The sequence below is a fragment of the Mesorhizobium sp. M5C.F.Ca.IN.020.29.1.1 genome (assembly GCF_003997375.1).
Classification (GTDB): Bacteria; Pseudomonadota; Alphaproteobacteria; order Rhizobiales; family Rhizobiaceae; genus Mesorhizobium; species Mesorhizobium wenxiniae.
Map to the genome: position 1 here is coordinate 1 of NZ_RZSW01000104.1, position 14,272 is coordinate 14,272.

Here is a 14,272-nt window from a genome sequence, read left to right on the forward strand (position 1 = left end):
GTCGTCGCAACCCGCATGCTCCCCAGTGCCTTTCTTAACCCAGCCGCCGCTCTCGCTGCTGAGCGGCTGGTCCTGCCGGAAGCTTCCGGCCACCAGCAAAGCCCCTCTCTTCAACTTTCCGCAGAGGTCATCCGATGAGCCATTCACAAGCCACGACACGCAACCACGTTATTTCCGTCGGAGTTGCCACCGCATCTCCGGCGACGTTCATCACGCGAGCGCGTGCGTCCCTGGCCGCGCTCTTGGTTGCCGGCGGCCTGCTGTTGCCGGGCGCCGCTTCCGCGCAGCAGGCCGACGGCGAGCGGCTGTTCCGGCAACGCTGCGGCAGCTGCCACAGTTTGGAGCCAGGCCAGAACAGAACCGGTCCGCATCTGTCGGGCGTTATCGGCCGCAAGGCCGGCAGTGTCGAGGGCGCCCGCTATTCGGCCGCGCTGCGAGAATCGGCCATCGTCTGGGAAGGCCGCACCCTCGATACCTTCCTCGCGGCGCCACGCCGGATGGTTCCGGGCACGTCGATGACAGTGGGCGTTCCCAACCCCGCTCAGCGCGCCGCGATCATCGGCTATCTGGAAGGTGCGGTCGCACAATAGTGTCCGCTGATGAAACCAAGGCGTAGCCCTGTTCAATCGACCTGCCCAGAGTATCCGCGAAGCTGTGAGTACCGGCGGATCTGCTCAGGGGTAAGCAATTCGGCCATCTCGAGATGATAGCGCAGGTGCGCTGCCCGTAGCACGCCTTGCACGTCGGCGATGGTCTTTGTCAGTTCAGCGAGTTGTGCCGAAATTATCTTTCGTTCGGAAAACAAGCGGTCAAGTTCGGTCTCTTTCTCGATGATGCGTAGTCCGAGCGGGATGGTTTCTGCCTTCATCCGATCCAGCAGGGCCTTGGTCCGCGACGCCTGTTCATCGGTGACGCCAAGGGCATCCCGCAGTTCGAGGACATGTGACGGACCCGGATAGGAGTTGAGTTCGGCCGCCAGCGCCAGACCCATCCCTCGCCCGGCCAAAAGATCAGCCATCTGCTCGCCCGAGAGCGCTTTCACGCGGCGTTTCTCCATCCCGGAATAAGAAGATGTGGCTGGATCCTTTCCTTCAGCGGCCTTGTGATGGTTGATGCTGCCATGCTGCTGTGCCAGCCCGTGAGGGACGGCAAGGAAAGTCAGCATGAGAGACAGCACGGCAATGGGGATGCGGTTCATCAAGCGATCTCCGGCGTTTCTTCTTGCGAGGTTTGACACGGCCGCGGGAACTGAAACATGATTGCGATCATGTCTGAACTCCTCTTCGAGCGATTCCTTGAACTCGCGGAACGCGAGCAATCTCTCCCTGCCGGCAGCGTCCTGTTTCGTATGGACGACCCGGTCTTGTCGCTCTTCCTGGTCACCGCGGGAGAACTGCGCCTTGTCCGGGCACTTCCTGACGGGTTCCAGCTGACGTTGCAGCGTGCCGGCTCGGCTTCGATCCTGGCCGAGGCTTCGCTGTTTGCGGATCGATACCATTGCGACGCCTTGGCGACCGAGGAATCGACGGTGCGCGCTGTATCGATCACCAGGGCCAAGGCGGTGCTCGAAAGCGATCGCGCGCTGGCCTCCTCACTGCTGCGACACTTGGCGGGCGAGGTCCACCGGACGCGAACGCGAGCCGAGATATTATCCCTGAAATCCGTCGCGGCGAAAGTTAGTGCCTGGATGGCATGCAACGGCGGCGTCTTGCCGCCCAAGGGACGCTGGCATCACGTTGCGTCGGAGATCGCCGTTACGCCGGAGGCGTTTTATCGAGAGCTTGCCCGTCGGCGATGATGTGCCGCCACAATGCGGCTCATCGTGCGGATGATTCTCGCCGAGCAAAGAGGCGGTTCAGTTTGTCGTGGCGACGGCGCATGTCGTCCGGCCAGCGCGACTTGATATAGGACAAGGCCGCGATGATATCGGCGTCGGTCAGGAGTCCCCCGAAAGCTGGCATCCGCGTTTTGTAATCCTTGAGGTTGGCGGCTTCGGCGACACCGAGTTTCGTTATCCTGAACAGCAGTGTGTCCGGGTGGTGCCAGGTGTGACCGCTTTCGTCGTGGGGCGGGGCCGGAAGGAATCCATCCTTGTCCTGCGCTTTCCAGCCCGTTTGACCTTCGAGGTTCCTGCCATGGCAAGAGGCGCAATGCGCCACGTAAACGGCCTCGCCGCGCGCAATGACACGGGCATCGTCGGCCTTGAGGATCCCGCCCGACTTGCCCCCGAAAACAAGAACCACGTAGACCGCCACCAAGGCGGCGAGAGCAAGCGCCAGCGCCAGCTTTCCAGTCACCCTACGATCCACTGTGTCACCGCATCAACGACCGAGTTCGGTCCAGTTGACGCCGCCGTCGGTGCTGGCCAGGATATCACCTTGGTGAGACGCCACGAATATCCGATCCTTGTCGGCCGGATCGACCGCGAGATGCAGCAGGATTCGATCACTCAAGCCGCTTGAAAGAGGCGCGAAGTTCAGAGCAGCCTCCGCGGATCGGACAAGTCCTCGTCCCACCACGAACGCGTAGACGGAACCGTCGGCCGTCACCTCAACGAGACTGACGGGCGCGCCATCGACGACCGTTTCCCAGATCAGGCCTCCATTCCTACTGACCGACAGACCTCCTTCAGTCGCGGCGTAAATGGTGTCGGCGTCCTTTGCCGATGCGGCGAGGTCGATCAGCTTTTCGGGCAGCAGTCCAACCACCGACCATGTCTTCCCGGCATCGCGGCTCACCTGTAGGCCGCCGTAGGCGCCGTAGAGAACCTGAGGATCGGCCGAGCTGACCGTCATCTGGTGAAAGTCGACCGGCCCGTCTGCACCCGGCGCGATCTGCGTCCATGTCGCGCCGTTGTCGGTCGAGGCGATGAATCCGAGATTACCGCCGCCTGCGGGGTGGCCGCTGGCGTAAAGCGACCTCGGGTCGGATGGGTCCGGAGTGAATCCCATGAAATCCTGCACCGGCGAAATGAGCTCTGCCTTTCCGTCCGACCCGGCGCGAAAGAGTCCATGGTGGGTCGCTATCAGAAGCTTTTGCGAATTTTCCCTGTCCACAGCTAGCCCATGGATGTGGGTGCGCTCTTTCAGCTGCGAAACCGAAACCGCCTCGGCTCCCGCAGTCGATCCGGTCGAGGTGGCCGCAATCAGACTGGCGACCAGAATTCCCAGTAGTTGTCTCATCTCGTCGCCTCCAACTTCGCCCTTACCATCATGACGGGCATGATATCAGGACCAGGACTGCGGTGCATCGGACATGTCTGCGCAGCCCAGCCCGCCGTCTGACCGACGCGGAGGTTTCAACCCGGTCAGAGTGACCGCGACGAGCCGGCGGACCGCGGCCTTGGATCGCAGGCTGCTGGCTGCCGTGAGGGCGTGGAGGCAATAGGTCGCAAGCTCGTCAGGCGCGACGTCGTCCCGGAGATCGCCCGTCGCAGCACCCTCGGCCAGCAGATCGCGGATGAGATGGTGGAGCTGATGCTGCGCCTTGACGACGTGTTCGCCTCGATGCAGGCGTGCCGCGAGTTGGGTGCCATGATGTTCGTGTGAAATGAACGCATAGGCCTCAAGTACCGCTTTTAGCCGCTCCCCGGCGTCGCCAACCTGGTCCCGAATGGTAATGAGATGGTCAAGGTGACCGGTGACCTGACGTTCGTGCCAGGCGACGAGGATCGCTTCAACGTCCCGAAAATACTTGTACAGCGTCGCGCGACCTATTCCAGTCTCCTCGGCGATCTTCGCCATCGTCACCGACAGCAGCCCCCGCTCGGCCACCAGCGCCGCGGTGGCGTCGAGGGTCGCGTCGCGTACCGCGCGACGGTGGGCATCGATGGTTTCGTTCCACAGCTTCGGCACCGCCCCAATATACGTGGCGTATCACCGATGTCGAGATGCGAGACACAGCGACTTGACATAGACACATTGTCTCGATAAAGTTTTCGTAGTCATGGAACTCGATACCGCGCGCGACGCAGGAGACGCACATGGCCGACCCGCCCGATTACCCCGGCACACCGCGCTGGGTGAAAGTGTCGGGGATTATCGTGATCGTCCTGATCCTGCTGGTGATCGCTGCGCTCTTCACCGGCGTCGGCGGGCCTCACGGTCCCGGTCGGCACCTGCCGTCCTCCAGCGTTACAGAGCCTGGCATGCAACAGCCATGACCATGACACCCGGCCTTCGAAAGTTCGCGCTCACCGCGCATGTCGCTTCGTCGGTCGGCACGCTCGGCGCGGTCGCCGGCTTCCTGGCTCTCGCCGTCGCCGGCTTGGCCAGCAAGGATCTGCAGACGGTGCGCGCCGCCTATCTCGCGATGGAGTTGACCGCCTGGTACGTTATCGTCCCGTTGGTTCTCGTCTCATTGGTCACCGGACTTGTCCAGTCGCTGGGCACCAATTGGGGCCTGTTCCGGCACTACTGGGTCCTGGCGAAGCTTCTGCTGAATATTCTTGTCACCGTCGTCCTGCTGCTTCAGCTGAATCTGATTGGCTATCTGGCAGACATCGCGGCAGAGACGACGTTTTCCAGCGCTGATCTTCGGGAACTGAGGATATCACCTGTGATCCACGCCGCGGGAGGGCTGCTCGTGTTGCTCCTGCCTGTGGCGCTGTCGCTATACAAGCCGCGAGGCCTGACCCCGTACGGGTGGCGCAAGCAGCATGAGGGGCCGACGGCTCTGCATCCATAGATGCAGTCCGCTCCGTCTACGCTAGCAACCCACCGCATCGGAACAAAGTTTCCGCGCTTCCGTTACGCAACATGTCATGCGTTGCTCGCGGATCCCTGACCGGTTGGACCGACCTCCAAAACCATGAACGCATTCATGCCCCGAGCCGGCGCCCGGGCCGAGACCTCGGCACCGCGCGTCATAGTTCAAGATTAGAAGATGAATCATGGCAAGTACCAAACTCACGTTCGCCATGGCACTGTTGCTGTCGGGTTTCGCCCCGGCGGCGTTCGCTCAGCAATCCTCCGACCAGCCTATGGATGTGGCTCCGACGCCCCTGCCGGAGCAATGCGGTCAGGCTGAAGGCGCATCAGCAGGGCACACCACGCCTGGAATGGCAGGCATGGACATGTCGGGCATGGATGAAGCGCACAAGGCCAACATGGCGGCGATGATGAAGATGCATCCTGCCATGATGCAAGAGATGATGGCCAAAGACCCTGATGTCGCCTTCGCCTGCGGGATGATCGCGCATCACCAGGGCGCGATCGACATGGCCGAAGTCGAGCTGAAATACGGCGACAATGACGAAGCCAAAAAGATGGCTCAGAAGATCATCGACGCCCAGACTAACGAAATCGGTGAGTTCAAGCAGTGGCTTGATGCCAACGCAAAGTGATCGTCAGGAGACGTCGTAAGCCGCTTCTCGACTCGAACAAGGAACACCTTCCATGCATCACCTTAGCCCCGAAATGAAAAGCTGCATCGACGAATGCGTGCGCTGTTATTCCGTGTGCCTTTCGACCGCCATGGGCCACTGCCTGGAACTGGGCGGCCAACACACCGAAAAGCGGCACTTCACGTTGATGATGGCATGCGCCGAGATCTGCCGGACATCGGCGCATTTCATGCTCATCGGTTCCGAGCACCACAAGCATACCTGTAGCGAATGCGCCGAGATCTGCAGCGAATGTGCGGATGACTGTGAGCGCATTGGCCACATGCAGGAATGCGTCGAGGCCTGCCGTCGCTGCGCGGAGAGCTGCCGGAAAATGGCAGCCTAAAATCTTGTCCGAGGCCCCCTGGTTCAGAACCCGCGCCCTCGTTACTACGATTGTCATTTGAAGAACACAAACTTGACCAAGCCAGCGGTCACCAGCACGACCAGAGCGAGGAGGATGAAGCCTGTACGCCCATTCCCCACATTCCCCGGACATCATCTGATCCATAATTTCGCTCCTATTCCGCGGCCAACTTCAGTTCAGCGTCTGCTCTTGGCTCATCGACCATACTCCGGCTCGGCAACCGCCAGCCCTTGACGATGCCGTAGACGGGCCGGAATCACGACGAGCGTCAGGACGCCGATCATGGGCATGGCTCGAGTGCTGCGCGCTTCGAGGGATGTCCGGCCCTTTCGATTGCCTCCGCCGCTCTGCCGAAAATGGAGATTCGATTCGAATACCGATGCGATAGGTGATAGTCTCTTCTTCGATCCTCGGGAGGAGGAGATGCGCGCCATTGCATTTTTTGCCGGCGTGTTGGTGGCTACGCCCTCGATGGCGGCGGAGCAACTGATCTTTTACACTGCCAATTTTCCAGATGCCACCTCAGTCCAGCTCGGCATCCTGAACAATAGCGTCTCGCGAGATGGGGACTATGACTTCGACGTCGCTATTGGCCTGGTCGAAACAGACGCGAACGGCGCCATCAGGTATGAAGATACCGGCAAGCATCGTGCACGCGTTCGCTGCAATTATCCGGCGTATGTAAGCGTGGGCGCGCGAAGATATCCTATAGAGATGCCTCTAAGCCGTTCCGCACCTGACGATTGGAAAGAGAATCTCTGGATAACATTCTGCGCGGCCCCCTCATCATGAAGCGCGTTTTTGCCTGATCGGACGGCGGCCGCGGGTTGTTTTGCAACCCGCGGCGCTAGTCGTGGATCACTTAATATCGGTGACCGTTATGCGTCCGTTGACACGGTCGGCTGTAAACTCGATCGCCTGCCCCGCCTTGACCTTCTCGAGCATACCGCCCTCCGCGACGACGAACACCATCGTCATGGCGGGCATATCGAGATTGGTCAGCGGCTCGTGCTTGATCGTCAGTTTCTTCTGTTTGGCGTCGACCTTGATGACTTCGCCCTTCACGTATTCCTGCGCGAGCGCGCTTCCGCCGATGGCGAGCATGAGCGCGAGTGTCGAGAGTGCCTTTACCAATAGTGTCATGATCTGCTTCCTTTGCGGTTTGGCGGTCAGTTGGCGACGGTGATGTCGCCCTTCATGCCGGAATCGTAGTGACCCGGAACCAGGCAGGCGAAACCGAATTCCCCGGCATTGGCGAACGTCCAGATGATCTCGCCTCTGGCGCCGGGCGCCAGCCGGATCGCGTTGGGATCGGCGTGCTCCATCTCGGGGAACTTCTCCATCAGCGCCTTGTGCTCCATGATCCCCTCATGGACGTCCATGACGAACTCGTGGTCGACTTGGCCCTTGTTGACGAACTTCAGGCGAACGGTCTCGCCCTTCTTGACCTTGAGCACGGCCGGTTGGAACAACATCGTCCCGTCGTCCTTCTCCGACATCGAGATGTTGACAGTCCGCTTTGCCTTGCCAGCCTCACCAGGGTTGCCGATCGGCATCGTGGCGGCTTTGTCGCCGTGGCCTCCGGCATGGGTTCCACCGGCAAGAGCTGCTTCCGAACTGACCGCCATCAAAACGGCCGCTGCGATTATGTGTTTCATGCTGCACTTTCTCTTATTGTTGAGGTTGAGGGTTTCGGTTTCTCATCCCTGTTTGCCGTGACCGCCGTGCGCTGCCGGGGCCATCGTTTTTGCGTCGCCTGATTTCGTCGGAGCGGGGACTTCTCCCTTCCACTCGTAAGCCACGGTTCCCTCCGGGTGCTGGTACCAGCCCGGATCAGCGTAATCGTTCGAGGCAAGGCCCTCGCGAACCTTCACGACCGAGAACATCCCGCCCATCTCGATGGCGCCGAATTGGCCCCAGCCGGTCATCATCGGGATTGTGTTGTCGGGAAGTGGCATCTCCATCTCGCCCATGTCGGCCATGCCGCGGTCACCCATGGCCATGTATTCGGGCTGGACCCGGCGGATTTTGTCGGTGACCTTCGAGTTGTCGACGCCGATGAACGTGGGCACGTCGTGGCCCATGGCGTTCATTGTGTGGTGCGACTTATGGCAATGGATCGCCCAGTCGCCCTCGTATTTGGCTTCGAACTCATATGCCCGCATGGCGCCGACGGGGATGTCGATCGACACTTCCGGCCACCGCGCCTCCGGCCGGACCCAGCCGCCATCGGTGCAGGTCACCTCGAAGTCGTAGCCATGCATGTGGATCGGATGATTGGTCATGGTCAGGTTGCCCACACGGACCCTGACCCGGTCGTTTTTCGCCACTGGAAGATGACTGATCCCCGGAAAGACGCGGCTGTTCCAGCCCCAGAGATTGAAATCGGTCATCTCCATGATACGCGGGACGTACGACCCCGGTTCAATGTCGAAAGCATTCAGCAGGAACACGAAATCGCGGTCCACGCGCATGAATTTAGAGTCTTTGGGATGAATGACGAAGAAGCCCATCATGCCCATCGCCATCTGGACCATTTCGTCGGCGTGCGGGTGGTACATGAATGTGCCGCTCTTCACGAGGTCGAACTCGTAGACGAAGGTCTTGCCCGACGGAATTCCCGGCTGCGTCAGTCCGGTCACGCCGTCCATGCCGTTTGGCAGGATCATGCCGTGCCAGTGGATGGTGGTGTGCTCGGGTAGCTTGTTGGTCACGAAGATGCGCACACGGTCGCCTTCGACCGCCTCGATCGTCGGACCGGGAGATTGACCGTTGTAGCCCCACAGATACGCAGTAGTTCCGGGCGCCAGCTCCCGCTCGACCGGCTCGGCGACAAGGTGAAATTCCTTCACGCCGTTGTTCATACGATGCGGAAGGGTCCAACCATTAAGGGTCACCACCGGCTGGTAGTCGGGCCCGCTCGTCGGGAAGATCGGCGGCTGCATGTCCGGTGACTCCATGACGGCCGCATCCGGCAAGCCCATCGCCGAGGTTTTGGTCCATGCAGTGGCGCCGGCGAGCAGGGCTCCCGCGCCTAGCAACTGGCGTCTTGAAAGCATTTTTCTTCTCCTTGAGTTCAGTGGCTTTCGGCGCCCGCTTCGACCGCGGCCGGTGCATCGCCGCCTCCGGACGAGCTTGCGCCACCACCGTGGATGGCGGTTCCGAGGTTGACGTCGGCCAGCCAAAAATTGCGCTTGGCATTGAGGGAAAGCATGATCGAGCTGATTTTCGCGCGTGTGTCCGCCAGCAGCTCGAACGTGTTGGTGATCATGCCGTTGTAGGTGAGGACCGACTCCGCCTCGATCTTTGTTCGCAGCGGCACAACATTGTTCCGATAGTGCCGGGCAATGTCGTAGGTCGAACGGTAGCTGTCATAGGCGGATCTGGCCTCCGACCGGATGTTGACGGCCTTTTCCGCGATCCGGTTTGCGGCTTGCATGTAGGCAAGCTCGGCTTTGCGCATGCGTGCCTTGCCGGTATCGAAAATCGGAATGACGAACTCGAGCTCCAGAGTGGGTGAGACGCTCGTCTCCGTTCCGCCCTCCTCCGACTCCTCGCGTTCCACCTCCACGCCGGAAAGCAGTTCCAGATCGCTGACGTAGCGGGTCGCCTCGGTCAGACTGTAGGATTTCGCCAGCGCTTCCAGCTCAAGTTTCGCGATCTCGAGGTCAACGCGATTTTTTAGCGCCTCCGCCTCGATTGCGCGTTTGGCCTTGGCCCCTTTCGGCAAGGCTGGAAGCATGTTGGGGACTGAATAATCGACATCCGGTCCCCATAGACCCATCAGCCGGGTGAGCTCTTCCTTGGCGGTCCGCGCGGCGAGCCGCGCCTCCGCCGCCTGACCGGTGATCTCGGCATAAAAGACGTGTTCGCGGGCCTGGCCGGTCTTTGTGAAGGCGCCTGTCTCGCCAAGTTTTTGAGCGAGTTCGGAGGCAGCGTCAGCGGCGGCTTGCGCCTTGTTCAGATACGAAACGCTCTCCCAGGCTGAGACAGCATTGATCCAGGCCCGCCGCGTGTCCGCGGCCAGTCGTAGCGTTTCTTCGGCGGCGCGGAGCTGGGCCTGACGGAAGCGTGCATCCGCGACTGCGACACGCCGCTTGTGTGTCGCCAGCGCAAGGATGTTGCTGACCACCGCTCCTTCGATAGTCCGCACAGGATCGACGCCGATCATGCCAACCGAGATCGTCGGATTGACGAGCATCGATTCCTGCCACATGTCGGCCGCCGACAGGCCGATCTCGGCGTAGGCAGCCTGCAGACCCTTGTTGTTGAGCAAGGCGACCTGCACCGCGGTGTCTGGACCGATTGTCTTCTTCTGAACGAGGCTCTTCACGCGCTCCGAGACCGTCCGCGCTTCCTCGCTGGACTGCACCCAGACGGTTTTCTTGCCGGTCACGGATTCGGCGCGCGCCGCGACTGTCGTGAATCCGGCCATCGGGGCTGAAATGCCATTAAAGGCCTCGCTGGTGGTGCATCCGGCAGCGATCAGCGGGATGGTTACCACCGCAGCTATGCTCAGGGGCCGGCGCTTCATGATCCGGCTCCCGGGTTTGCAGAGGAGCGTTCTTCATTGAGACGCCGCCAATTCTGCGGATCCACCGGGTCCCGGTGGCGATAGTCGACCACGACCGGGTGGTAGTGCGTATCACGGATGCCCATTGCGGGATCGGCCGGATTGAAGGCGGGAAGGATGTCCGGCGGCGTGGTTGCCGCACATCCGGCAACTAACAGCGATGCGAGCATCGCGGAGCTTGCGATTTTCATTGTAGACCTGAAGCTTGACGTATGCGTTTGGCCGCGCGGGAACGGATTCCCGACGCTGCGCGAACACCCCGAAAGGGCGCGTCAGCTCAGATGTTTGGGGGGCCTTATGAGCGCAGTGTATTCGCCAAGCGGTAAGGTGACGTCAACGACGAGCGCAAAGCAGCGGGAGACAACATGCTCCAAGTGAGGGCAGTCGACCGGCACCGCATTTGCCGGCGCGCAATGGACTTCACAGCTCTTGTCGGAGGATTGCTTGGCGCCGTGATGATGCTCCGACGTATCCGTGTCGTCCGCAGTGGCGCCGTCATGGCCCATGTCGTGTGCGGATGTCTCGGCTTGGAGATCTGCCCCGGCGTGAAAACCCGTGGCATTGGCTGTGGCGAACAGACCAGGCTGAAGAGCCGACATGACCAAGAACACAACCGCCAGCATTGCTCGGACCGGTATGCTTCCTAAGATCGTAATTCGACCAAGAGCCCTCATCGCACCCTTCCGACAATTGTTCGTCTGATTTGTCAAGGTCGGGGCGGTCACTTTGCTGCGGTGCAACCAAAAGTGAACGCAACTACCTGCCGGTTTACATCAGGCCCAACACCGCCCCGGCAACAACCAGATAACGCAAAACCTTCGCGAGGGCGACGATTGCGACAAAGCTCCATAGCGGCTCGCGCAAAACCCCAGCGACCACGGTCAGTGGATCGCCGATGATCGGCATCCAGCTTAACAGAAGCGACCATCTTCCATAACGGTGATACCATCTCATGGCGCGGTTGAGCGTCGCGGGAGGCAGCGGAAACCAAGGCCTGTCCCGGAAGCGTTCGATGCCTCGACCAAGCCCCCAATTCACCGCCGAGCCCAGGACGTTGCCTATGCTGGCGACAACAACCAACATTGCGGGCGAGAAGGAATGTGTGGCGAGGAGCCCGGCAAGTGCGGCCTCCGACTGCGCCGGAAGGATGGTCGCCGCGGCGAAGGCAATGGCAAACAGGCCGCCGTAGACGGCAAACACATCCATCTATGTTTCGCCTTGCGGAAAGGCTTCAGGGTTGCACATCGATCACGACCATCAGTCCGCCACCGCCCTTCTCTTCGACATTGTTGTTGGTCGTATGATGCCCGATATGGCAGTGGATCAGCCATTTTCCGGGGCGGCGTGCCTGCCAGACGACATCGTAGCGTTGCCCTGGTCCGACGTTGACTGTGTCGGCAAGGAAACGCGCCGACTCCGGCATAGTCTCGCCATCGCGGGCGACAACTTCGAATGGACCGCCGTGGATGTGCATCGGGTGGATAAACCCATTATTGGTGCCGATGAAGCGCACTTTCAGAGTTTCGCCGACCTTCATCCTGATTGTGTCGGTTGACGGATAGGCGCGGCCGTTGATGGTGAAATAATTCGGCTGCCCGCCGTCCATCGGCATCGACGGAAAAGTCAGGCCCTCCCGCATCAGCCATTCCTGAAGCTGAATAACATAGTCGTGGTCGGCCGCAATCTCGTCCTGGGGATTGGCGGGATCGATGATGAGCGCGCCGTAGAGTCCGAGCGCCTGCTGGCGATCGACATGGTCATGCGAGTGATAGAAGTAGGTCCCCGACTGGCCCGCCGTGAATTCATATCGGTAGCTGCCGCCGGGCGGGATCGGCTCCTGCGTGATCTCGGCCGGGCCATCCATTTCGTTCGGCAGGATCAACCCGTGCCAATGGAGCGTCGTACTCTCCGGCAGCCGATTCGTGACATTGATGCGCACCCGGTCGCCTTGCCGGATATGCAACCGCGGGCCGGGAACCTGCCCGTTGATCGCATAGGCGTCGACTTTCACGTCCGGCAGGATCGCCCAGCGGATGACCGAGGTTTCCAGGTCGAACACCTTTACCCCGTTCTCCATCCTGGCTTCCAGTTCCCGGTCGCCGCGAACTTCCAAGCCATGGCTGGCCGTGATCAGGCGAGGATGCACGGCGGTCATGTCCAGCATCGCTGCAGCCGGCGTGTCGCGGTCCATGATCATGCCGGGCGGCATGATGGCGCCGCCTACGTCTCGCGCGCTGAGGGTGAGGTTCACCCAGTTGGCCGGAGCGATCATGCCGAGCGCCAGTGCAAGTACGGACACGCCGCCCAAGGCCGCGAGTTGCGGCACAGTTGCATCCGGTTCCATGCCGTGACCACCATGCGTACCACGCGACCCGCCTCCCCGATTGCCGTGGGAGAAGTCATAGCTGGATCCATGATGGCCGGCTCCGGAGTTATCGCCTGGGTTGCCATGTCTGGGGTTGCCGTGTTCGTCAAAGCGCGCGTCAGCGTGACTGTGCCCCGCCATCCCGACTTCCGCGCCGCCATACGCGTGCTCGCGCCTGCCTTCCCTGGCCTTGTCGAATTCCGGTACGCGTTCGGTCATCAGCCCGTGCTTCAGGCCGCGGGCCACCATCCATACGTTAGAAGGATATGCGGTGATGAAGCCGACGATCACGCCGAACGACATGACACCCCAGAACAGGAGCTCGGTCGGCTCCATGGCCCGCATGTCGCTGCCCATCATGAGGAAGCTCATGACCGGCGCCATGCCCGCCATCATGAAATTCATGCTGATGAATTCCGGCATGAAGCTCTTGCGGACATTCTCCCAATAGGTGCCGCCCATCATCGATTTCATGAACAGCGACTGGAAGATGAACAGGCCGAATGCGAATCCGGCAACATACTCGACGATGAGATCGATCCACATCGGCAGCCCAAGAGCGGCGGTGATTGCCGCCGCGAGAATGATGCCGGTGGCGTCTCCGGCGACGCAGTGGATCGTCGAGCCTACGCCTTGCTTCCACAGCGGCTTGGTGAACGCCTCGTGTTCGCCTGGCCGCGGCTCCTTGTCGGCCAGCACGTAAATCAGCAGCCCCAGCGGCCCCATATAGAGCGTGACCAGGATGAACCCCCATTTCATCACCACGGGTTCGGGGTTGTTGCGGAACTGGTCCCACGCAACATAGGCCGTGCTCAGGCCCGCCAGAACGAACCAGACTGCGAGGAAGTAGTCGACGGGCTGTACGAACATTGCAGGATTCCTGTCGATTGTCGTCAATGTCACCTAGTCCGGCATCGGGTGAAGTCGATGGCTTGCCTACTGCCGCTTCTCCCTGAACTTGGCGTGGCAGTTCGTGCAGTTCTGCAGCATCAGATGGAATACGTGTTCGGCTGGGATCTTCGAAGGATCGGTATCGGCCGCGCCGCCAGCCCGTTTTCCGAGCAGGTTGCTGCCCATCGCCATTCCGGGTTTCATCCTCATGGCTTCCGTAATGCCATCGGGCGCATCGTCAGCCGCATCTGACAGCGCAGCTGCCAGGCTTTCGAGATGGCGAGCGAGCGCGGCGAATTCTTCTTGGGACTGACCGATATCCGCCTTAGCGGCCGAGGGTTCACCAAGCGAGTCCGCTGGAAATGCGTCTACCATGGCACTTCCGGACCGGCGGCGAATGGTTTCGGTTGCCGCCTTGAAGGCTGTGGCATCGTAGGCCACCTTGCCGGCAAAAATTTCGGAGATGGTCTTGGCGGCGCTCGCCATCGCCTTCATCGACGCTTGGCGCTCGGCGACGACTGGGGCGACGGCTGTCGTCGGGAGCGCCGTCCCGGCGGCGATCGCGGCGATGACAAGAACTGCTGCAATGATGGGGACGCGCCTCACTGAACCGTGCCGTGTCCAGCAAGCCCGTCGATGATCGGGCAATCAGGTCGGTCATCGCCGTTGCAATGGTCGGTCAGATGCCGAAGC

Annotated in this window: 20 protein-coding genes; 7 read left to right on the plus strand and 13 right to left on the minus strand. The window is 61.0% G+C overall.

The genetic code is table 11. From position 1 onward, the window contains the following. Positions 1-134: 134 nt before the first annotated feature. Positions 135-590 (plus strand): c-type cytochrome, encoded by a 456-nt coding sequence (locus tag EOA85_RS11305; RefSeq protein ID WP_127209461.1) that lies wholly within the window; start codon positions 135-137, stop codon positions 588-590. Between the two features lie 32 nt (positions 591-622). Here EOA85_RS11305 and EOA85_RS11310 read toward each other — a convergent pair whose 3' ends face one another. Further along, complete coding sequence (locus EOA85_RS11310) at positions 623-1,198, minus strand: periplasmic heavy metal sensor (RefSeq protein ID WP_082982492.1); 576 nt, start codon at positions 1,196-1,198, stop codon at positions 623-625. Positions 1,199-1,267: 69 nt separating this feature from the next. On the opposite strand from EOA85_RS11310, the gene EOA85_RS11315 reads away from it, so the two are divergent. Continuing rightward, the gene (locus EOA85_RS11315) at positions 1,268-1,798 is read left to right on the plus strand and encodes a Crp/Fnr family transcriptional regulator (protein ID WP_164759602.1); all 531 of its coding nucleotides are present in this window, start codon (positions 1,268-1,270) and stop codon (positions 1,796-1,798) included. A 19-nt stretch (positions 1,799-1,817) separates the two neighbouring features. Here the strand turns inward: EOA85_RS11315 and EOA85_RS11320 are convergent, their stop codons facing one another. Genes EOA85_RS11320 through EOA85_RS11330 form a run of 3 tightly spaced genes read right to left on the minus strand, consistent with a single transcriptional unit; the run spans position 1,818 to position 3,854 of the window. Further along, positions 1,818-2,297, minus strand: a complete 480-nt coding sequence (locus tag EOA85_RS11320; RefSeq protein ID WP_164759603.1) for a c-type cytochrome — start codon at positions 2,295-2,297, stop codon at positions 1,818-1,820. A 24-nt stretch (positions 2,298-2,321) separates the two neighbouring features. Next, on the minus strand, positions 2,322-3,182 hold the full coding sequence (locus EOA85_RS11325; RefSeq protein WP_127209463.1) for an exo-alpha-sialidase: 861 nt from the start codon (positions 3,180-3,182) through the stop codon (positions 2,322-2,324). Between the two features lie 45 nt (positions 3,183-3,227). Further along, complete coding sequence (locus EOA85_RS11330; RefSeq protein WP_127209464.1) at positions 3,228-3,854, minus strand: TetR/AcrR family transcriptional regulator; 627 nt, start codon at positions 3,852-3,854, stop codon at positions 3,228-3,230. Positions 3,855-3,982: 128 nt separating this feature from the next. Here EOA85_RS11330 and EOA85_RS11335 point away from each other — a divergent pair, with 128 nt between their 5' ends. From EOA85_RS11335 to EOA85_RS11355, 5 genes are all read left to right on the plus strand, one after another. Further along, the gene (locus tag EOA85_RS11335) at positions 3,983-4,162 is read left to right on the plus strand and encodes a hypothetical protein (RefSeq protein WP_127209465.1); all 180 of its coding nucleotides are present in this window, start codon (positions 3,983-3,985) and stop codon (positions 4,160-4,162) included. Further along, entirely contained in the window at positions 4,159-4,686 is a 528-nt protein-coding gene (locus EOA85_RS11340) for a hypothetical protein (protein ID WP_127209466.1), read from the plus strand. Before EOA85_RS11335 ends, EOA85_RS11340 begins: the two co-directional genes overlap by 4 nt. 205 nt (positions 4,687-4,891) lie before the next feature. Continuing rightward, positions 4,892-5,344 carry a DUF305 domain-containing protein gene (locus EOA85_RS11345; RefSeq protein WP_127209467.1) on the plus strand — a complete coding sequence of 151 codons (453 nt, stop codon included), beginning with the start codon at positions 4,892-4,894 and terminating at the stop codon, positions 5,342-5,344. 52 nt (positions 5,345-5,396) lie between these two features. Continuing rightward, entirely contained in the window at positions 5,397-5,729 is a 333-nt protein-coding gene (locus EOA85_RS38850; RefSeq protein WP_127209468.1) for a four-helix bundle copper-binding protein, read from the plus strand. A 444-nt stretch (positions 5,730-6,173) separates the two neighbouring features. After that, positions 6,174-6,542, plus strand: a complete 369-nt coding sequence (locus tag EOA85_RS11355; RefSeq protein WP_127209469.1) for a hypothetical protein — start codon at positions 6,174-6,176, stop codon at positions 6,540-6,542. Between the two features lie 66 nt (positions 6,543-6,608). On the opposite strand, the gene EOA85_RS11360 is transcribed toward EOA85_RS11355, so the two are convergent. The 9 genes from EOA85_RS11360 to EOA85_RS11400 all read right to left on the minus strand — a co-directional run bounded on the left by EOA85_RS11360 (position 6,609) and on the right by EOA85_RS11400 (position 14,149). Then, positions 6,609-6,893 carry a copper-binding protein gene (locus EOA85_RS11360; protein WP_127209470.1) on the minus strand — a complete coding sequence of 95 codons (285 nt, stop codon included), beginning with the start codon at positions 6,891-6,893 and terminating at the stop codon, positions 6,609-6,611. A 26-nt stretch (positions 6,894-6,919) separates the two neighbouring features. Next, positions 6,920-7,408, minus strand: a complete 489-nt coding sequence (locus EOA85_RS11365) for a cupredoxin family protein (protein WP_127209471.1) — start codon at positions 7,406-7,408, stop codon at positions 6,920-6,922. A gap of 42 nt (positions 7,409-7,450) precedes the next feature. Then, the gene (locus EOA85_RS11370) at positions 7,451-8,809 is read right to left on the minus strand and encodes a copper oxidase (RefSeq protein ID WP_127209472.1); all 1,359 of its coding nucleotides are present in this window, start codon (positions 8,807-8,809) and stop codon (positions 7,451-7,453) included. A 17-nt stretch (positions 8,810-8,826) separates the two neighbouring features. Next, a complete protein-coding gene (locus EOA85_RS11375) occupies positions 8,827-10,284 on the minus strand; it encodes a TolC family protein (RefSeq protein WP_127209473.1) in 1,458 nt (485 codons plus the stop codon). Then, on the minus strand, positions 10,281-10,514 hold the full coding sequence (locus EOA85_RS11380) for a hypothetical protein (protein WP_127209474.1): 234 nt from the start codon (positions 10,512-10,514) through the stop codon (positions 10,281-10,283). Before EOA85_RS11380 ends, EOA85_RS11375 begins: the two co-directional genes overlap by 4 nt. 81 nt (positions 10,515-10,595) lie before the next feature. Further along, a complete protein-coding gene (locus tag EOA85_RS11385) occupies positions 10,596-10,946 on the minus strand; it encodes a hypothetical protein (protein ID WP_127209475.1) in 351 nt (116 codons plus the stop codon). Between the two features lie 145 nt (positions 10,947-11,091). Beyond that, positions 11,092-11,529, minus strand: a complete 438-nt coding sequence (locus EOA85_RS11390; RefSeq protein WP_127209476.1) for a YqaA family protein — start codon at positions 11,527-11,529, stop codon at positions 11,092-11,094. A 25-nt stretch (positions 11,530-11,554) separates the two neighbouring features. Then, the gene (locus tag EOA85_RS11395) at positions 11,555-13,558 is read right to left on the minus strand and encodes a DUF4396 domain-containing protein (protein ID WP_127209477.1); all 2,004 of its coding nucleotides are present in this window, start codon (positions 13,556-13,558) and stop codon (positions 11,555-11,557) included. 66 nt (positions 13,559-13,624) lie between these two features. After that, on the minus strand, positions 13,625-14,149 hold the full coding sequence (locus EOA85_RS11400; protein WP_348627893.1) for a cytochrome c: 525 nt from the start codon (positions 14,147-14,149) through the stop codon (positions 13,625-13,627). Positions 14,150-14,272: the final 123 nt, after the last annotated feature.

Excerpts from the sequence above, each read along its gene's own strand:
- EOA85_RS11355 (WP_127209469.1), top strand. The coding sequence starts at position 6,174 with ATGCGCGCCATTGCATTTTTTGCCGGCGTGTTGGTGGCTACGCCCTCG.
- EOA85_RS11390 (WP_127209476.1), bottom strand. The coding sequence starts at position 11,529 with ATGGATGTGTTTGCCGTCTACGGCGGCCTGTTTGCCATTGCCTTCGCC.
- EOA85_RS11370 (WP_127209472.1), bottom strand. The coding sequence starts at position 8,809 with ATGCTTTCAAGACGCCAGTTGCTAGGCGCGGGAGCCCTGCTCGCCGGC.
- EOA85_RS11380 (WP_127209474.1), bottom strand. The coding sequence starts at position 10,514 with ATGAAAATCGCAAGCTCCGCGATGCTCGCATCGCTGTTAGTTGCCGGA.
- EOA85_RS11345 (WP_127209467.1), top strand. The coding sequence starts at position 4,892 with ATGGCAAGTACCAAACTCACGTTCGCCATGGCACTGTTGCTGTCGGGT.
- EOA85_RS11315 (WP_164759602.1), top strand. The coding sequence starts at position 1,268 with ATGTCTGAACTCCTCTTCGAGCGATTCCTTGAACTCGCGGAACGCGAG.
- EOA85_RS11340 (WP_127209466.1), top strand. The coding sequence starts at position 4,159 with ATGACCATGACACCCGGCCTTCGAAAGTTCGCGCTCACCGCGCATGTC.
- EOA85_RS11365 (WP_127209471.1), bottom strand. The coding sequence starts at position 7,408 with ATGAAACACATAATCGCAGCGGCCGTTTTGATGGCGGTCAGTTCGGAA.
- EOA85_RS11305 (WP_127209461.1), top strand. The coding sequence starts at position 135 with ATGAGCCATTCACAAGCCACGACACGCAACCACGTTATTTCCGTCGGA.
- EOA85_RS11335 (WP_127209465.1), top strand. The coding sequence starts at position 3,983 with ATGGCCGACCCGCCCGATTACCCCGGCACACCGCGCTGGGTGAAAGTG.
- EOA85_RS11395 (WP_127209477.1), bottom strand. The coding sequence starts at position 13,558 with ATGTTCGTACAGCCCGTCGACTACTTCCTCGCAGTCTGGTTCGTTCTG.
- EOA85_RS11310 (WP_082982492.1), bottom strand. The coding sequence starts at position 1,198 with ATGAACCGCATCCCCATTGCCGTGCTGTCTCTCATGCTGACTTTCCTT.
- EOA85_RS11385 (WP_127209475.1), bottom strand. The coding sequence starts at position 10,946 with ATGCTGGCGGTTGTGTTCTTGGTCATGTCGGCTCTTCAGCCTGGTCTG.
- EOA85_RS11360 (WP_127209470.1), bottom strand. The coding sequence starts at position 6,893 with ATGACACTATTGGTAAAGGCACTCTCGACACTCGCGCTCATGCTCGCC.
- EOA85_RS38850 (WP_127209468.1), top strand. The coding sequence starts at position 5,397 with ATGCATCACCTTAGCCCCGAAATGAAAAGCTGCATCGACGAATGCGTG.
- EOA85_RS11375 (WP_127209473.1), bottom strand. The coding sequence starts at position 10,284 with ATGAAGCGCCGGCCCCTGAGCATAGCTGCGGTGGTAACCATCCCGCTG.
- EOA85_RS11325 (WP_127209463.1), bottom strand. The coding sequence starts at position 3,182 with ATGAGACAACTACTGGGAATTCTGGTCGCCAGTCTGATTGCGGCCACC.